19 protein-coding genes are annotated in these 15071 nt (G+C 67.5%); 13 read left to right on the forward strand and 6 right to left on the reverse strand.

The window, feature by feature from the left end; translation table 11 throughout:
• On the reverse strand, positions 1-153 hold a 153-nt coding region (locus Q1K70_RS09590; protein ID WP_300158380.1), incomplete at its 3' end, for a tetratricopeptide repeat protein.
• Between the two features lie 373 nt (positions 154-526).
• On the opposite strand from Q1K70_RS09590, the gene flgB reads away from it, so the two are divergent.
• The 7 genes from flgB to Q1K70_RS09625 are packed head-to-tail and all read left to right on the forward strand — an operon-like array spanning position 527 to position 6450.
• Positions 527-937: a flagellar basal body rod protein FlgB gene (gene flgB, locus Q1K70_RS09595; protein WP_300158326.1), complete on the forward strand. Its 411-nt coding sequence runs from the start codon at positions 527-529 to the stop codon at positions 935-937.
• A gap of 1 nt (position 938) precedes the next feature.
• Positions 939-1379 carry a flagellar basal body rod protein FlgC gene (flgC, locus tag Q1K70_RS09600; protein WP_300158329.1) on the forward strand — a complete coding sequence of 147 codons (441 nt, stop codon included), beginning with the start codon at positions 939-941 and terminating at the stop codon, positions 1377-1379.
• A gap of 12 nt (positions 1380-1391) precedes the next feature.
• Entirely contained in the window at positions 1392-1718 is a 327-nt protein-coding gene (fliE, locus tag Q1K70_RS09605; protein ID WP_300158331.1) for a flagellar hook-basal body complex protein FliE, read from the forward strand.
• A 41-nt stretch (positions 1719-1759) separates the two neighbouring features.
• Positions 1760-3403 (forward strand): flagellar basal-body MS-ring/collar protein FliF, encoded by a 1644-nt coding sequence (gene fliF, locus Q1K70_RS09610; protein WP_300158334.1) that lies wholly within the window; start codon positions 1760-1762, stop codon positions 3401-3403.
• Between the two features lie 6 nt (positions 3404-3409).
• On the forward strand, positions 3410-4405 hold the full coding sequence (gene fliG / locus Q1K70_RS09615; RefSeq protein WP_300158337.1) for a flagellar motor switch protein FliG: 996 nt from the start codon (positions 3410-3412) through the stop codon (positions 4403-4405).
• A complete protein-coding gene (locus Q1K70_RS09620; protein WP_300158340.1) occupies positions 4392-5138 on the forward strand; it encodes a FliH/SctL family protein in 747 nt (248 codons plus the stop codon). The genes fliG and Q1K70_RS09620 overlap by 14 nt, the downstream gene beginning before the upstream one ends.
• Positions 5125-6450: a FliI/YscN family ATPase gene (locus tag Q1K70_RS09625; protein WP_300158343.1), complete on the forward strand. Its 1326-nt coding sequence runs from the start codon at positions 5125-5127 to the stop codon at positions 6448-6450. Before Q1K70_RS09620 ends, Q1K70_RS09625 begins: the two co-directional genes overlap by 14 nt.
• A 7-nt stretch (positions 6451-6457) precedes the next feature.
• Here the strand turns inward: Q1K70_RS09625 and Q1K70_RS09630 are convergent, their stop codons facing one another.
• The 5 genes from Q1K70_RS09630 to Q1K70_RS09650 form a co-directional block, all read right to left on the reverse strand.
• Positions 6458-6685, reverse strand: a complete 228-nt coding sequence (locus Q1K70_RS09630) for a hypothetical protein (protein WP_300158346.1) — start codon at positions 6683-6685, stop codon at positions 6458-6460.
• 45 nt (positions 6686-6730) lie between these two features.
• Positions 6731-7915 carry an MFS transporter gene (locus Q1K70_RS09635; RefSeq protein WP_300158349.1) on the reverse strand — a complete coding sequence of 395 codons (1185 nt, stop codon included), beginning with the start codon at positions 7913-7915 and terminating at the stop codon, positions 6731-6733.
• Between the two features lie 156 nt (positions 7916-8071).
• Positions 8072-9070, reverse strand: a complete 999-nt coding sequence (locus Q1K70_RS09640; protein WP_300158352.1) for a transporter — start codon at positions 9068-9070, stop codon at positions 8072-8074.
• Positions 9071-9138: 68 nt separating this feature from the next.
• Complete coding sequence (locus Q1K70_RS09645) at positions 9139-10251, reverse strand: choloylglycine hydrolase family protein (RefSeq protein WP_300158355.1); 1113 nt, start codon at positions 10249-10251, stop codon at positions 9139-9141.
• A 19-nt stretch (positions 10252-10270) separates the two neighbouring features.
• Positions 10271-11035 carry a hypothetical protein gene (locus tag Q1K70_RS09650; RefSeq protein ID WP_300158358.1) on the reverse strand — a complete coding sequence of 255 codons (765 nt, stop codon included), beginning with the start codon at positions 11033-11035 and terminating at the stop codon, positions 10271-10273.
• Between the two features lie 354 nt (positions 11036-11389).
• Between Q1K70_RS09650 and Q1K70_RS09655 the strand changes: the two genes are divergently transcribed.
• The 6 genes from Q1K70_RS09655 to Q1K70_RS09680 all read left to right on the forward strand — a co-directional run bounded on the left by Q1K70_RS09655 (position 11390) and on the right by Q1K70_RS09680 (position 14935).
• The gene (locus Q1K70_RS09655; protein ID WP_300158361.1) at positions 11390-11629 is read left to right on the forward strand and encodes a hypothetical protein; all 240 of its coding nucleotides are present in this window, start codon (positions 11390-11392) and stop codon (positions 11627-11629) included.
• Positions 11626-12150 (forward strand): acyl-CoA thioesterase, encoded by a 525-nt coding sequence (locus Q1K70_RS09660; protein WP_300158364.1) that lies wholly within the window; start codon positions 11626-11628, stop codon positions 12148-12150. Before Q1K70_RS09655 ends, Q1K70_RS09660 begins: the two co-directional genes overlap by 4 nt.
• A gap of 22 nt (positions 12151-12172) precedes the next feature.
• A complete protein-coding gene (locus Q1K70_RS09665) occupies positions 12173-12472 on the forward strand; it encodes a hypothetical protein (RefSeq protein WP_300158367.1) in 300 nt (99 codons plus the stop codon).
• Positions 12469-12708: a MoaD/ThiS family protein gene (locus Q1K70_RS09670; protein ID WP_300158371.1), complete on the forward strand. Its 240-nt coding sequence runs from the start codon at positions 12469-12471 to the stop codon at positions 12706-12708. The genes Q1K70_RS09665 and Q1K70_RS09670 overlap by 4 nt, the downstream gene beginning before the upstream one ends.
• Positions 12709-12713: 5 nt before the next feature.
• Positions 12714-13571 (forward strand): ThiF family adenylyltransferase, encoded by an 858-nt coding sequence (locus tag Q1K70_RS09675; RefSeq protein ID WP_300158374.1) that lies wholly within the window; start codon positions 12714-12716, stop codon positions 13569-13571.
• 83 nt (positions 13572-13654) lie between these two features.
• Positions 13655-14935 carry a histidine kinase gene (locus Q1K70_RS09680; protein ID WP_300158377.1) on the forward strand — a complete coding sequence of 427 codons (1281 nt, stop codon included), beginning with the start codon at positions 13655-13657 and terminating at the stop codon, positions 14933-14935.
• The last annotated feature ends 136 nt before the right edge of the window (positions 14936-15071 follow it).

The raw sequence follows: 15071 nt of genomic DNA on the forward strand, positions 1-15071 counted from the left end.
GGCGATGGTGGCCAGGCCCAGGTACGGGTCCGAGTGGACGCCGTTACTGCTCATGGCCTTGTTGTAGTATTCCTCGGCCTTGTCCAGGTCGCCCATGAACAGATAGCACTCGCCGAGTTCCTTGTTGATTTCGTAATCCAGCTGCCCACTCATGACTACCCCTCCGTTCCCGACGCCTCGGCCGTTGGCTGCGGCGTCGCCGGTTGGCGCGCGATCCCTGCGCCGTTTTTTTCGCGTCTTTCGGCCGTAAGGCCGGCGCCGGCGGCGCGTCCTGCCGGGCACCAAGAGCAAAGCAATCCCCGTGCCAGAGGTCGAATGGGGGCCGCAGGCGGGCTGCAAGGGGCTTTGCGGCCGGGGCCGGGCGTTTTTGCCGCATGGTTTTATGAAAAAGTGAAACGGGGAGTTGGGCAAAAAATTCCTGTCCGGCGGGCGACGCGGTTTCGGCTGGAACGCTTTTTGCCCAGTAGTTCCGCGACGGCGGTCGGCCCCAAGGCGGCGGCCGCCGGCCAAGGGAGGGAAAAACGACATGAAAACAATGTTTTCCAGCAATATCGGGTTGCTCGGCAAGGTCATGGACCTGCACCTCGACCGTCAGAATGTCGTCATGACCAACCTGGCCAACCAGGATGTCCCGTCGTTCAAGGCGCGCCGGCTGGAGTTCGAGAAGGAGCTGCAGGCGGCGCTCAACACCGACGACCGCGGCAAGATGACGCGCACCGAGGCCGGCCACCTGCCGGCAGTGTTCAACGCCGCCGGCTTCCAGGGAAACCTGGAGATGGGCTGGAAGCCCCGGGTCGTGGCGGGCCTGGACAGCGTGGACATGGACAAGGAAATGTCGATCATGGCCAAGAACACCCTCATGTACAACGCCCTGGCCGACATCACCAAGAAGGACTTCGAAGGCCTGCAGAAGGTCATCATGGACGGAGGCAAGTAGCATGGACCTCTTCACCGCCATGGACATCGGGTCGTCGGGCATGTCCGCCCAGCGCACCCTCATGAACACCATTTCCATGAACCTGGCCAACATCAGGACCACCCGCACGGTCAACGGCACCGGGCCTTACGTGCGCAAGTCCGTGATGCTGGAGTCCACCCCCGTGGACGCGCCTTTTTCCAAGGCCATGCAGACGGCCCAGGACCGGGAGCTGGCCGGCGTCAAGGTCACGGGCCTGGTCAACGACAACCGGCCCTTCCGCATGCAGTACGAGCCCGGCCACCCCGACGCCAACGCCGACGGCTACGTGGCCTACCCCGACATCAACGTGGTGGAGGAGATGGCCAACATGATCACGGCCATGCGCAGCTACGAGGCGTCGAGCTCGTCCATCGGCACCGTCAAGAACATGTTCACCAAGGCCCTGGACATCGGTCGGTAACGGAGGTTTCCCATGGCCATTTCCCCCATTGCCCTTTCCGCCTACCGCAACGCCATGGCCAGCGCCGCCTCCATCGACGGCAAGGTCTCGCGTTCCCTGGCCAAGCCGGCCGCCCCGACCGAAGGGTTCGGGGCCAAGCTCATGGACTCGATCAAGAACGTCAACGACATGCAGAACCAGAAGGCCGAGATGGTCGAGTCCTTCGCCTCTGGCAAGACCGAGAACGTGCATGAGCTGATGATCAACCTGCAAAAGGCGGGACTGGCCATGCAGATGACCACGGCCGTGCGCGGCAAGGTGCTCGAAGCCTACAAAGAACTCGTGAAGATGCAGTTCTAGCGGACCGCCACCCTTAACGGAAGCACGCCCGGAGAATCGCCATGCCCCCCTTTCTCAAGCAGACCTTCGAAAAGCTCATCCAGTACTGGTCCAACCGCACCAACACCCAGCGGGTGCTTTTGGCCGGGCTGGCCCTTTCCACGGCGGTCGCCTTCCTGGTGATGATCTATTTCCTCAACCAGCCGGACATGCGCGTTCTGTACACCCGCCTGGCCCCCGAGGACGCCGCCCGCATCGTGGAGCTGCTCAAGGCCTCCAAGACGCCCTACGAGCTGCGCGACAACGGGAGCACGGTGCTGGTGCCGGCCGAGGCGGTCTACGAGCAGCGCCTGAAGGTGGCCGGCGAGGGCGTGATGCACGGCCAGGGCGTGGGCTTCGAGATCTTCGACCAGCTCAAGGTCGGGCAGACCGATTTCGTGCAGCGCATCAACTACACCCGGGCGCTCCAGGGCGAGCTGGCGCGCACCATCTCGGAGTTCCCCCAGGTGGACAAGGCCAGGGTGCACCTGGTGCTGCCCCAGAAGAGCCTTTTCATCGAGGAGCAGAAGCAGGCCTCGGCCTCGGTGGTCCTGACCCTCAAGCGTGGCCAAAAACTTGACGCCAAGCAGCTCCAGGGCATCGTCAATCTGGTGTCCATGTCCGTGGAGGGGCTCACCCCCGAGCATGTCACCATCACCGACACCTCGGGCCAGGCCCTGTACCAGCCGCGAAACGACGGCGGCATGGCCGGCATGTCCACCACCCAGTTCGAATTCAAGAACACCTTCGAATCCAACCTGGAAAATCGCCTCGAACAGCTTCTCACTCCCATCGTGGGCCCCGGTCGGGCCCTGGTCAAGGCCAACGTGGACCTGGACTTCAGCCAGCGCACCATCCGCAAGGAGCTCTACGACCCCAACGTCAGCGTGGTGCGCAGCGAGCAGAAAAATGAGGAATCGACCTCCGGCACGGCGGCCGTGGACGCCTCGGGCGTGACCACCACCCCGCGCGGCGGCGGCGCGGCCGTGCCCAACAGCAATTTCCGGGGCGAGGGCTACTCCGGCACCGAATCCACCCAGAAGTCCAACCGGGCCAACAGCACGACCAACTACGAGATCAACAAGGAAGAACAAAACGTCGTCACCCCCGTGGGCGACTTGAAGCGCCAGTCCATAGCGGTTATCGTGGACGGGACCTACGAGAAGGTCGAGGGCAAGAACACCTATACGTTCGTGCCGCGCAAGCCCGAGGAACTCGAGCGCATCAAGCAGGTGGTGGCCCGGGCGGCCGGCCTCGATCCCGCGCGCGGGGACGAGGTCCAGGTGTCGAGCTTCGAGTTCGGCGCTCCCGACGGATCGGGCGAGCCGAGCCTGATGCAGACCATGCTGGAATATGCCCAGCGCCTGGGCAAGCCGTTCCTGAACGGATTGCTGCTCTTCCTCTTCCTCATCCTGGTGGTGCGGCCGGTGGTCCTGGCGCTGATCCGCCCGCGGGTCACGGAAGAGGAGATCGAGACCCTGGAGCGCCTGCCCGAGGGCGAGGCCAGGCTGGCCCTGGCTGAAGCCAGCGAGGAGTCCGGGGAAGCGCCCATGCTCGAAAGCGCCAAGCAGTTCGAACTGGCCAAGAACCTGGCGCTCCAGCTGTTCGAGGAGAACATGGAACAGTCCATGACCGTGCTCAAATCCTGGCTCAAGCAGGAGGCCTAGGCCCCGATGCCCATGACCGGACCGCAAAAGACCGCCGTGCTGTGCCTGGCGCTCGGCGAGAAGTTCGCCGGCGAGGTGTTCAAGCGCCTGGACCGGAAGGAAATCGCCCGCATCTCCAAGGCCATGATGGAGATGGAGACCGTGCCCAAGGAGCAGGTCGAGGACGTGGTCCGGGAATTCAACGAGTCCATGCAGATCGGCAAGGACATGGTCACGGGCGGCCCGGAGCAGGTGCGCAAGATGCTGGCCAAGACGCTGGATTCCGACACGGCCAAGTACATCATGGAGACCCTCGAGCTCGACACCGGGCCCACGCCCTTCCAGGAGCTCGGCAACGTCTCCCCGCGCATCCTGGCCCAGATCCTGCGCAACGAGCACCCCCAGACCCTGGCGCTCATCCTCGGCCACCTGCATCCCGACATGGCTGCGGAACTGCTCCAGAACCTGCCCTCGGGCGTGCGGGCCGAGGTGCTCATGCGCCTGTCGCGCCTGGAGGCCGTGGCCGAGGACATGCTCCTCGAAGTGGACAAGGTGCTGCAGAACCAGCTCATCGCCATGGGCGGCAAGGAAGGCAAGAAGGTCGGCGGCATCACGGCCGTGGCCGAAATATTGAACGCCGTGGACCGGGCCACGGAAGAGGAAGTGCTCTCGGAGATCGAGGAGGAATCGGCGCAGATGGCCGAGGACATCCGCAACCTCATGTTCGTCTTCGAGGACATCAAGGCCCTGGACGACCGGGCCATCCGCGAACTCCTCAAGGAAGTCTCCAACGAGGAGCTGACCCAGGCCCTGAAGGGCGCTTCCGAGGAGCTGCGCGACAAGTTCTTCAAGAACCTCTCCGAACGCGCCGCCACCATGATCCAGGAAGACCTGGAGATCATGGGCCCCATCCGCCTGGCCGAGGTGGAGGCCGCGCAGCAGAACGTGGTCAAGACCGTGCGGCGGCTGGAGGCCGAGGGCAAGATCGCCATCGGCCGCGGAGGCGGGGATGTCTTTATCTGACGACGCCCCGGGGGTGCTCACCGGCCGGGTCATCCTGGGCCCGGGCGGCGGCGGCGAGGCCGAGACCACGGTCTCGGAGCTGGAGTCGCGCCGCTCGCCCATGCATTTCGAGGAGGTCGAGGCCCAGTTCTGGGAGCGGGTGCGGGCCAAGGCCAAGGCCAAGGCGTCGGCCATCATCGCCGAGGCCATGGCCGAGGGCGAGCGCATCAAGGCCAAGGCGCAAGAGGCCGGCTACGCCGCCGGCGTGGCCGCGGCCGGAGAGCAGATCCAGACCGAGCTGGGCCAGATGTCCGCCTCCCTCGGCACCATGCTCGAATCCCTGGCCGGGGAGCGCGCGAAGCTCTGGGACGCCCACCGTCAGGAATTCGTCGCGCTGCTGCGCCTGGCCCTGGAGCGCGCCACCCTGGCCGCCATCGACGGGCGGCGCGAGGAGATCCTGCGCAATCTCCTGAACGAATCCCTGGACCTCATGGAGGCCAAGGCCGACCTGACCCTGGCCGTCAACCCCGAGGACGAGCCGCTCCTTCGCGAGCTCATCAGCCGGGCCGAAAAGGAGCGCGGCGGCCTCGACCGGGTGCTCGTGCGGCCCAACCCCGAACTGCTCCCGGGCAGCGTCATCCTCGAATGCGGCGACGGGCTGGTGGACAACTCCATCGGCAGCCGCTTTTCCGAGGTGGAAAACATCCTGAACAGCCTGGCCGCGCCCGGGGACGACGGCAATGCCGGTTCTTGACACGGCCGGAGCCATGGCCATGCTGGAAGGGCTGCGCCCGGCGCGCACCTACGGCAAGGTGACCAAGGTGGTGGGGCTCATCGCCGAGGGGCGGGGCATCCGCGCCCCGGTGGGCTCGGTGTGCCAGCTGCTTTCCGACGACGGGCAGACCGTGCGCGAGGTGCCGGCCGAGGTGGTGGGGTTTCGCGACGGGGCCTGCCTGTTCATGCCCTACGACGACCTGCGCGGCATCGCGCCCGGGACGCTCATCCGCAACACCAGCACGCCGCCGCTTTTTCCCGTGGGCCGGCGCTACCTGGGCCGGGTCATCGACGCCTTCGGCACGCCCCTGGACGACGGCGAGCCGCTTGCCCCCACGCGCTTCAACCCCGTTTTCGCCCCGGCCCCGGCCCCCATGGACCGGCCGCGCATCTGCGACCCCATGGACGTGGGCGTGCGGGCGATAAACGGCCTTCTGACCCTCGGCAAGGGCCAGCGCGTGGGCATCATGGCCGGCTCGGGCGTCGGCAAGTCGACGCTCATGGGCATGATCGCGCGCAACACCAAAGCCGACGTCAACGTCATCGGCCTGGTCGGCGAACGCGGCAGGGAATTGCGGGAATTCATCGAGAAGGATCTGGGGCCCGAGGGCATGGCCCGGTCCGTGGTGGTGGTGGCCACCTCGGACAAGAGTCCGCTGATCCGCATGCGCGCCGCCTACGCGGCCACGGCCATGGCGGAATTTTTCCGCGACGAGGGCAAGGACGTCATCCTGATGATGGACTCCGTCACCCGCTTCGCCATGGCCGGGCGCGAGGTGGGCCTGGCCGCCGGCGAGCCGCCGACCACGCGCGGCTACACGCCCTCGGTCTTCGCCCAGCTGCCCAAGCTCCTGGAGCGGGCCGGCAGGAACGGCAAGGGCAGCATCACCGGCATCTACACCGTGCTCGTGGACGGCGACGACTTCAACGAGCCCATCGCCGACGCCGTGCGCTCCATCCTCGACGGCCACATCGTGCTCACCCGCGACCTGGCCGACCAGGGGCATTTCCCGGCCATCGACGTGCTGCGCTCCATAAGCCGCCTGCGCTCGGACGTGACGCCCAAAGACGCCCTGCAGGCCGGCCGGGAGCTCATCCGCATCCTGGCCACCTACCGGCGGGTGGAGGACATGGTCAACATCGGGGCCTACGCCCGGGGGGCCAACCCGGACATCGACCGGGCCATCGACATGATCGGCCCCATCAACGCCTTCCTGCGCCAGGAGGTGGCCGACAGCGCCAGCCTGGAGCAGAGCTTCGCCGCCATCCTGGAACTGGTCGGCAAGAAGTAGCCCGGCCTCAGCCGGCGCTGCCCGGCGGCGGGGCCTGCCCCGTGGCCGAAAGCCGTGCCTCGATGCGCTCGAGCAGCACGTTTTGCCGCTCCAAGAGCTCCACCGCCCGGTTGATCTTCCAGTACCAGCACACGATCTCCCGGCAGACCAGAAAGATCACGATCAGAACGAGCAGCGTGATCAGAAGCGACACCAATCCGCCGCCGTAGCTTCCGTATTCGTACCATCCGTGCATGGTTCCCTCCTTCTCCCGCGAGACTGACCTGTTTCGGCCGGCCGGTCAAACGGTTCCCGGCGTTTTCCCGCCAAGCCCCAGGCTCATGGCCGTGCCGCACAGGCAGGCCGCCGCCCCCACCAGCAGAAAGCCGCCGTAGCCCACGGCCGCGACGGCCGCGCCGCCGAGGATCGGGCCGAGGAAGCTGCCGGCCTGCAGCGACAGCATCATCAGGTTGGCGTTGAGCCCCCGGTAGGCCGGCTCGGACATCTCGTACATGAAGGCGTTGAGCGACGGCGAGCCCACGCCCATGCCAAGCCCGAGGAGCGCCGCCGCGGCGAAGGTCACGGCCGGGCCATGGGCGAAAAAAAGCAGCACGAAGGTGCCCGCGGTGACCAGGTAGCAAAACCGGATGAGCCGGATTTTCGGCACCACGTCGAAGACGCGGTTGGCGAAGACGCGAAGGAGAATCATGCAGGACATCTGGATGGAGAAAAAGACGCCCACATGGTCGAGGCCCCGCGACAGGAAAAGGCTCTTGGCCAGGAAGAAAAGCGAGGCGAAGCTCAGGTAGTAGACGGCGTTGACGGCCAGCAGTTGGGCAATCGGCCGTTTGCGGGCGTTTTGGGCCATCGCCGCCAGGGACGGCCGGCGGGCCGGGGCGTGCTGCGGGCGCGCGGCCACGCGCCGGCCGAGCACGGCCACGACGAGCAGGGCCGGGACCAGGGCCAGGGCCATGCCGGCGTAGCCCTGGGGGTAGGAGACCACGGCCGGGGAGAGCCAGTCGAAGACCGGCGGCACGATGGAATAGGGCAGGAGCATGGCCACGGAATACATGCCGAAGGCCTGTCCCGTGCGCGCCGGCGGGATGACGGCCACGAGCATGGTCATGGCCCCGGCGGAAACGAGCGCCACGCCCAGGCCGTTTAGGAGCCGCACGGCCAGAAGCGCCGGCGGGCTGGCGGCGTGGAGGTAGGCCAGGCCGCAGCCGCAAAGGACGAGGATGCCGGTCCCGGCGGCCCGGGCGGCGTTATGCACCGTCAGGAAGGGGCTGGCGAAGAGATAGCCGGCCATGGTGGCCAGGGACGAGGCTCCGATGAGCAGGCCCCGCCAGGATTCGGGCACGCCCAGCGCCTGGAGGTAGACGTAAAGGCTGTAGAAGACCGTGATGTTGCAGTAGGACAGGAAGATCATCAGGCAAAGCCCGACGAACTCGAAGGTGAAGATGCGGGCCTTGGGCTGGGTGTGCATACGGTTGCGTCGCGAGGCCGCCGGATAGCCCGGCGCGCGCGGCGGCGTCAAGGGCCGATGCGGCGGCGGCCCGAAAGGAAACGCGGGCAGCCCGGGGGAGCGGGCCGCCCGCGTCGCATGGGCGGGGTCGCGGCGGCGACCCCGCCCGGGGAAGGGCTAGAACTTGACGGCGAAGGAGGCGTAGACCGTGTCGCCGAGGAAGCTGTGGGTCGCGCCCAGGCCGTGGAGCCATTTGGCGATGAGCATGACGTCCTTGTTGCCCACGGGAATGGCGTAGGTGGCGGCCGGGCCGATGCCCGTGCCCGAGGAGTAAAACGACCCCATGGTCGCGCCCGAGCCGCTGTCCGGCGTGGTCTGGGCCACGAGGTAGCCCACCGCGCCAAGGGCCAGGCGTTCGTTCACGTGGTAGGCGGCGGTCCAGTCCACGTGGAGCTGGTTGCCGCTCAGGTACTTGGTGGTCGCGTTCTCGGCGTTGATCATGTAGCCGGCGTTGACCGACAGTTCGAACCGCTTTTTGCTCAGCCAGGTGAAGGCCACGTTGCCGTCGAAGCTGGCGTAGTTCATGCCCAGGTTGGTGAGCTTGCTCTTGTCGTAGTAGCCCGTGGGCAAAAAGACGATGGGCGAGACGGCCAGGTGGCATTCGCCGAAGTTCCAGCCGGCGATGACCGGCATGAGGAAGATGTCGGAAAGCCCGCCCCGGTCGCCGCCGCCGCCGAAGTCCAGCTGGTGGGGCGTGTCGAGGCCGGTCGTGCGCGAACGGCGGCTGTAGTCCGCGGCCACGTCGCCGGTGATGTGCTCGTTGAGGATGAACGGCACCCCGACGCCCAGGCCCAGGAAGCCGCCCATGGCCGGCACGTCGAACAGGTAGGAGAGCTTGGTGATGTTGATCACCGAGGTGTCGTCGATGCCGGCGAAGACGCGGCCGGCCTTGAACGTGGAGTCCATGTGCGCGGACTGGTAGAGGGTGTCGTTTCGCACGTAGAAGCCCGAGGCCGGGATGAGGCCCATGAGGAAGTCGCCGTAGGCCCCCTGGATGTAGTGGCTGGCCCCGCCCTCAACGGCCTGGGCCGGGCGTGGGGCGACGGTCAGGAGGCTGGCGAGGCACAGGCACAGGGCGGCCAGGAGGCGCGTCGGGGCGTGGGGGTGGTGGGGCATGGGCGTTTTCCTGCGGTCGAAGGTTGGGGACGCGCCCGCCGGGCCGGCCGGCCCGACGGGCGGGGGCTTCACTGCATGGGCTTGGCCGCGGCCGTAATGTCGGGATAATCGGCCGGGGTGTCCATGGGAATGCTCATGAGCGTTTTCCCGGCCTTGGCCAGGGCGGCCTTGACGTCCACGCTGCGCCAGTTCTTGTCGGTGTAGGTGCGCAGGTAGTAGCGGCCCCTGGCCGTGTCCGCCACGGCGACCCACTGGGTGACGTCGCGCTCCACGCCGGCGGGCGAGACGTCGCGCACGGCCCCCAGCGGGATGTCCACGTTGTTGATGATGGTCATGGCCAGGTTGACCCCGGCCGCTGCGCCGGTCACCGGCGAGGCCGACTGGGTCAGGGCCACCATGCGCAGGAAGCGGCTGGGCGGGGTGAAGTCGCCGGGCAGGCCCAGCATGCCCGAGCCCTGGCCCGTGGGGTCGACCTTGTAGCCCGAGAGGTCCTTGGGCGCGGCGTTGACGGCCGACAGGTTGACGTAGTTGCTGAGGTAGATGCGCATCCAGTCGAAATCGGGCGAGTTGGTGAGCACGGTCAGCGGGTTGTCGTGGACCTTGAGCGTCCCCCCCATGTATTCGATGACGATGCTTGCGCCCCCGGCGTCGTGCACGGTCCAGTGCAGGGGCAGGGGGCCGATGGCCACGCCGGCGAGGCTCGACGGCCCCTGGCACACGCGCACGCCGGCCAGGCCCTGGCGCACCTCGGCCACGGTGGCGAACTGGGACAGGATCCAGTTGATCACGTCGAACTGGGCGATGGTCTTGCCCGCCTCGGCCGGCTCGAAGGGCTGGTAGCCGGCGTATCCCGGGAAGAGCAGCCCGCCGGCCGCCAGGCCTTTTTCGTTGACGCCGTCGATGTTGACCGGGGTGCCGAAGGAATTCATGCCCACGAAGCCGTATTTGGCCGGAAAGGCCAGGCCCTTGGCCGAGCCGTCGGGCAGGGTGCCGACGAAGGGCGTCCCCTTGGGCGCGACGGTCACGCCGGGGTGGAGGTCCTGGGCGTATTCCATGGTGCGGGCGTAGACGACGGCCCCGTCCGTGGTCTTCAGGCGGAAGCTGGTGCAGGCCTCGGCGCGGCCAAGGCCTGCCAGGGCGATGAGCCCGGCGGCCAGGACGGCCAGGGGGGATCGGCGCATGTCGTGAGCCTCCTTGGGGTTAGAAGAGTTTGGGGATGATCGGCGTGAGGGTGAGCTTGAACGTCCATTCCGTGCCGGCGTCGCGCGGCCGGATGACGGAATAGTCGGCCTCCGCGCCGATTTTCACCGGCAGCTTGCCCAGCATGACGAGCTTGGCCACGCCCAGGCCCACGGGCAGGGTCAACGCCTTGTCCGCGTCCTTTTGCGTCCAGTCGATGAGCACGTTGGGCGACATCCCGACCTGCCAGGTGGGGACGGGCGAATACCACAGGAAATATTGCGCCTTGGTGAGGCTGACTTCCTTGCGGGACGGATCGCCCCCCACGGACCACCACTGCTGGGGGAAGATGCCGGCCACCCACTTCTCGTCCATGTACACGGCGGCCAGCGCCCCGCCGAGCTGCCATTTGCCGTTGCCCAGATGCTTGTCCGAGGCCGTGGGAAACACGGCCGTGGGCCCGAGGCCGAACAGGAAGCCGGAGCTGCCGGAGCTCGGCGCGACCATGGCCATGAACTCGGCGTCGCCCAGGCCGAACTTGTAGTCGACCTTGTGGAGGCCGCCGGCATAGGGCGTGTTGTAGACCGGCAGCACCGGCCGGGCGATCAGGCGCAGGTCGCTCGGCAGGTCGAAGGTGAGGACCGGCTGGAAGTTGTAGTTGAACTGCGTCTTGGGGTCCTTGAACAGGCCGCCCCTGGGCGATTGGATCAGGTTGAGGTTGAACTGGTTGGTGATCATCCACAGGCTGCCCACAGGATTGCTCGATTCCTGGGTCAGCTTTTGCATGTCCGGCTGGTCTGTGGCGGGAGCCGCAGTCTGCGCCCGGGCGAAATGTTGGAAACAGCAAATGGCCGCGACGCAACACAAGGCAAGAAAGGGGGTCTTGCTGCGCATATCCCAGGAACCCTTTGGGTTGAGGGCCGAAAGAGAGGAGAGAGAAGACTCGGGCCGCCGCTGTCGCCGCATCCGTCAGCCATGTCGCCGCATTGCCGCAACAGGGCTTTTCTCATTGCAGACCCGTTCAATCATGAAGCGCTCCCGATGTCCAGTCCGCGCATTGACCCGGCGGCCCCGGGGACGCTAAGGACTTGCCACGGCCATACCGGCCCGGTTCCCGTCGTTACGCCAAGGAGGCCTCCCATGCTTCGCCGACTCGTCGCCGCGTCCTGCCTCGCCCTGGCCGCCTTGAGCCTGGGCTGCGCAGGAACCGAACCCAAATCCGACAACGTGGCCAAGGAAACCCTCGACGCCGACTACCGCGACTGCGAATCCCGGGCCTACGTGTCCACGGCGCTCATAAGCTCGCCGGGCGAGGCCACGGACAAGCAGCAGGAAATCATCGACGCCTGCATGCAGGAAAAGGGGTACGCCGTAAAATGACGCCGCCCGAAAAACGCTCCCTCGACCCCAAGCCGGTTTCGGCCAGCCATGTCGTCATGCCCCAGCGCATGCTGCCCTCGGACGCCAACCCGGCCGGCAACGTCCACGGCGGCGTCATCCTCAAGTACATCGACACCGCCGGCGGCATCGCCGCCATCCGCCATGCCCGCTCGGCCGTGGTCACGGCCTCCATCGACCGCATGGACTTCCTGAAGCCCGCCTACATCGGGGAGGTGGTGACCTTCATGGCCTCGGTCAACCTCGTCGGCGCGACCTCCATGGAAGTGGGCGTGCGGGTGGAATGCGAAAACCCCATCACCGGCGAGACGCGCCACGCCGGCTCGGCCTACCTGACCTACGTCGCCCTGGACGCCGACCGCCGGCCCCATGCCGTGCCGCCCCTCATTTTGGAAACCGAGGACGACCGCCGCCGCAACCGCGAGGCCGCCGCCCGCCGCGAGGCCAGGCTGCACGAGCGCCGCCGCGAGCGCGATTCCCAGCGCCAGGGACAGTCCGAATAACCCCGCCAAGGGAGTGTACATCGTGGCCGAGACCATCGACGACCTGACCGTCAATTACGAAGAAGACGGCGTGCTTTTGACCAAGGAACTGGACAAGGTGATCCTGTCGCGCGGCGCCTGGACCACCATCCTCTTCCGCTTCACCCAGTGGGACCCGAAAAAGGACGCCTACGGCCCGGACCGCTACGCCATCCGCCGCTACAAGAAGTCCGGCGACGCCTACCGGGTGCAGTCCAAGTTCGCCATCTCCAGCCGGGACCAGGCGAAAAAGATCATCGACGCCCTGGCCGGCTGGATCGAGGCGCCCGAAGGCGAGGCGTGAGCCGAGCCGTTTCCGTGCGCCTCCTGGCCGGGCTGGCCAGGCAGGCCGCGAGCGCGCCGCCGGACGGCCGCCTGGATCTGGCCGACGGCGAGACCGTGGCGTCGCTTGCGGCGCGCTGCGGCGTCGATCCGGCGGCCGTGGGCACGGTGCTGGTCAACGGCCGGGCGGCCGGGCCCGAGGTTCGCCTCGCCCCGGGCGACGACGTCGTTTTCGTGCCCCCCATCACCGGAGGCTGAAAGCCATGCCCGACCTGTCCGACGACGCCCTTTCCCAGGCCATCGCGGCCGCCGCCCACGATGCTCCCTATCCCGACGGCCGGCCCGGCCGGTTCCTGACGCTCGACGCCGTGGCCGCCCTGGCCCGCGAATGCGGCCTGTCCCCGCGCCGGGTGGAGATCGCCGCCCTGGAGCGGGGCGTCTGTCCCCTGCGCTACGCCCGCAACCTGCGCGCCTTCACCATGGCCGAGCAGGCGCGGCTGCTTGCCTCGTGCGCGGCCATGGTCGGCCTGGGCGGGCTCGGCGGGGGGCTCCTCGAAAATCTCGTGCGCACCGGCGTCGGCACGGTGCGCGCCGCCGACGGCGACATCTTCGAGGAGTCCAACCTCAACCGCCAGCTCCTCTCCGACCGCGCCGCCCTGGGCGTGCCCAAGGCCTCGGCCGCCCTGGCCCGGGCCGCGGCCGTCAATCCCTCGGTCGATTTTTCCGCCCAGGCCGGATTCCTCGACCGCGCCGGCATGGACGCGCTGCTGGAGGGCGCGGACGTGGCCGTGGACGCCCTGGGCGGCCTTGTCGACCGGCCCGCCCTGGCGGCGGCGGCGCGCCAGCGGGGCATCCCCCTGGTGACCGGGGCCGTGGCCGGCTACACGGTCATCGTGGCCACGGTCCCGCCCGGCGCGTCCTCGCCCGTGGAGCTCCTGGCCGGCGGTGGCGGCACGGCGGCCGAAGAGGTCCTGGGCTGTCCCTCGCCGGCGGTCATGGCCGCCGCCGCGCTCATGGCCGCCGAGGTCGTGCGGCTGCTGGCCGGCCGCGCCCCGGCCCTGGCCGGCAAGGCGCTCGTGGCCGACCTCGAAGCCATGCGCTTCGACACGGTCACGTTCTGACGCCCCATCGACAGGCCGTGCCGGACGCGTTACATACCGGCTAGGCGCGGCGGTCGCCCGCCTTCACGTTTCAAGGACGCCCCATGCCGCTCAAAGCCGATTGCTGTCCCCTGGCCTCCCCGCTTCTGCTCACGGGTTTCGACGTGCGCGAACGCCTGCTCAACATGATCGGCTCCGCGCCGGCCGCCGTGCGCGCGGCCATCATCGACCTGCTGCGATCGATCAAAACGTCCCTGGACGTGTTGGAGGACGTGCCGGTGCTGGAGCGGCCGGAGAGCCCGGTGGACGGCTGGGAGGGGCTGCTGACCACCCTGACCGGGGTGCGCCGCGAGATCGACGCGGTCAAGACCCTCAAGCTCGAGGAGCTGCAGCGGGCCAACCCCGGGTTCGCCAACCTGGAATACCGCTACGGCAAGATGAAGAAGGCCCATGACAAGGCCACGCTCATGCTCGAGATCCTCTACGAGCTGATAAACGCCGGCCAGGACTTCCAGACCGCCGACGAGATCCTCGAGCAAAGCGCCGAGATCATGCTCAAGGAGCTCAAGGCCGACCTCTACGTCTGCCGCCTGCGCGACGAGTCCGGCAACTGGGTCAACATCGCGGCCAACACCCACACCGGCCGGGCCACGCCCATCTTCGTGCGCTCCATGGAGGAGACCCTGCCCCACCACCCGGTCATGCGCTCCGTGGGCGACCCCAAGGCGCTGTTCGTGGTCTCCAACAATCTGCAAGGCCCCGAGCGCGGCGGCGAATCCATCGACTGCGTGCCCTACCTGGAGGGCTTTCGTTGCCGTTTGTCGTTTTTCCTGCGCGAACCCCAAGGCAAGGCCTTCGGGCTCATCATGCTCTATTCGAAGAAGCCCCGCTTCTTCGACCGCTACGAGACGGACTTTCTGGGCGACTGCGCCCGCGTCGTGTCCCTGACCGTGGGCCGGCGGCTGGAGCTCGGCCGCGACGCCCTGGCCAAGGCCGCCGGCGGCATGGCCCACGTGGGCAACAACGTGCTGGCCATCATGAAAAACGGCGCGGAACTCATCCTCGAGGACTGCGAGGACTTTCTCGACAACGAGGACGAGATCGCCACGGCGCTCATCACCGAGGCCATGCAGCTCGTGCCAGGCCCCTGGCCGCCCCTGGCCCCGGCGGCCATGCGCCACCTCTTCGGCCTGGCCGTGGAGCGCATGGAGGTCGAGAAGAAGATGCAGTACGTCAACCTGATCGTGGAGAACATCAACCGGCTGCGCGGGGCCATCGCCAACCTGCTCAAGGCCGTGGAGAACCCCATCCTCATGGCCTACGTCGGCGGCGAGGAGGTGCTCGACCTCGAACCCGAGGACGAGGACGAACACGCCGGCCACTAGTGTTGCGTCCTTGAAATAAATCTATATACTGGCCTCCAGTTTAGGAGGTCAGGATGGGCGCTCGGGTAAAGGTTGAGTTGACGGAGGAGCAGGCGGCAACGCTGCGGATGCGGGCTGGGTCCGGCAAGACCGAACA

The organism is Solidesulfovibrio sp. (genome assembly GCF_029978005.1).
Classification (GTDB): Bacteria; Desulfobacterota; Desulfovibrionia; order Desulfovibrionales; family Desulfovibrionaceae; genus Solidesulfovibrio.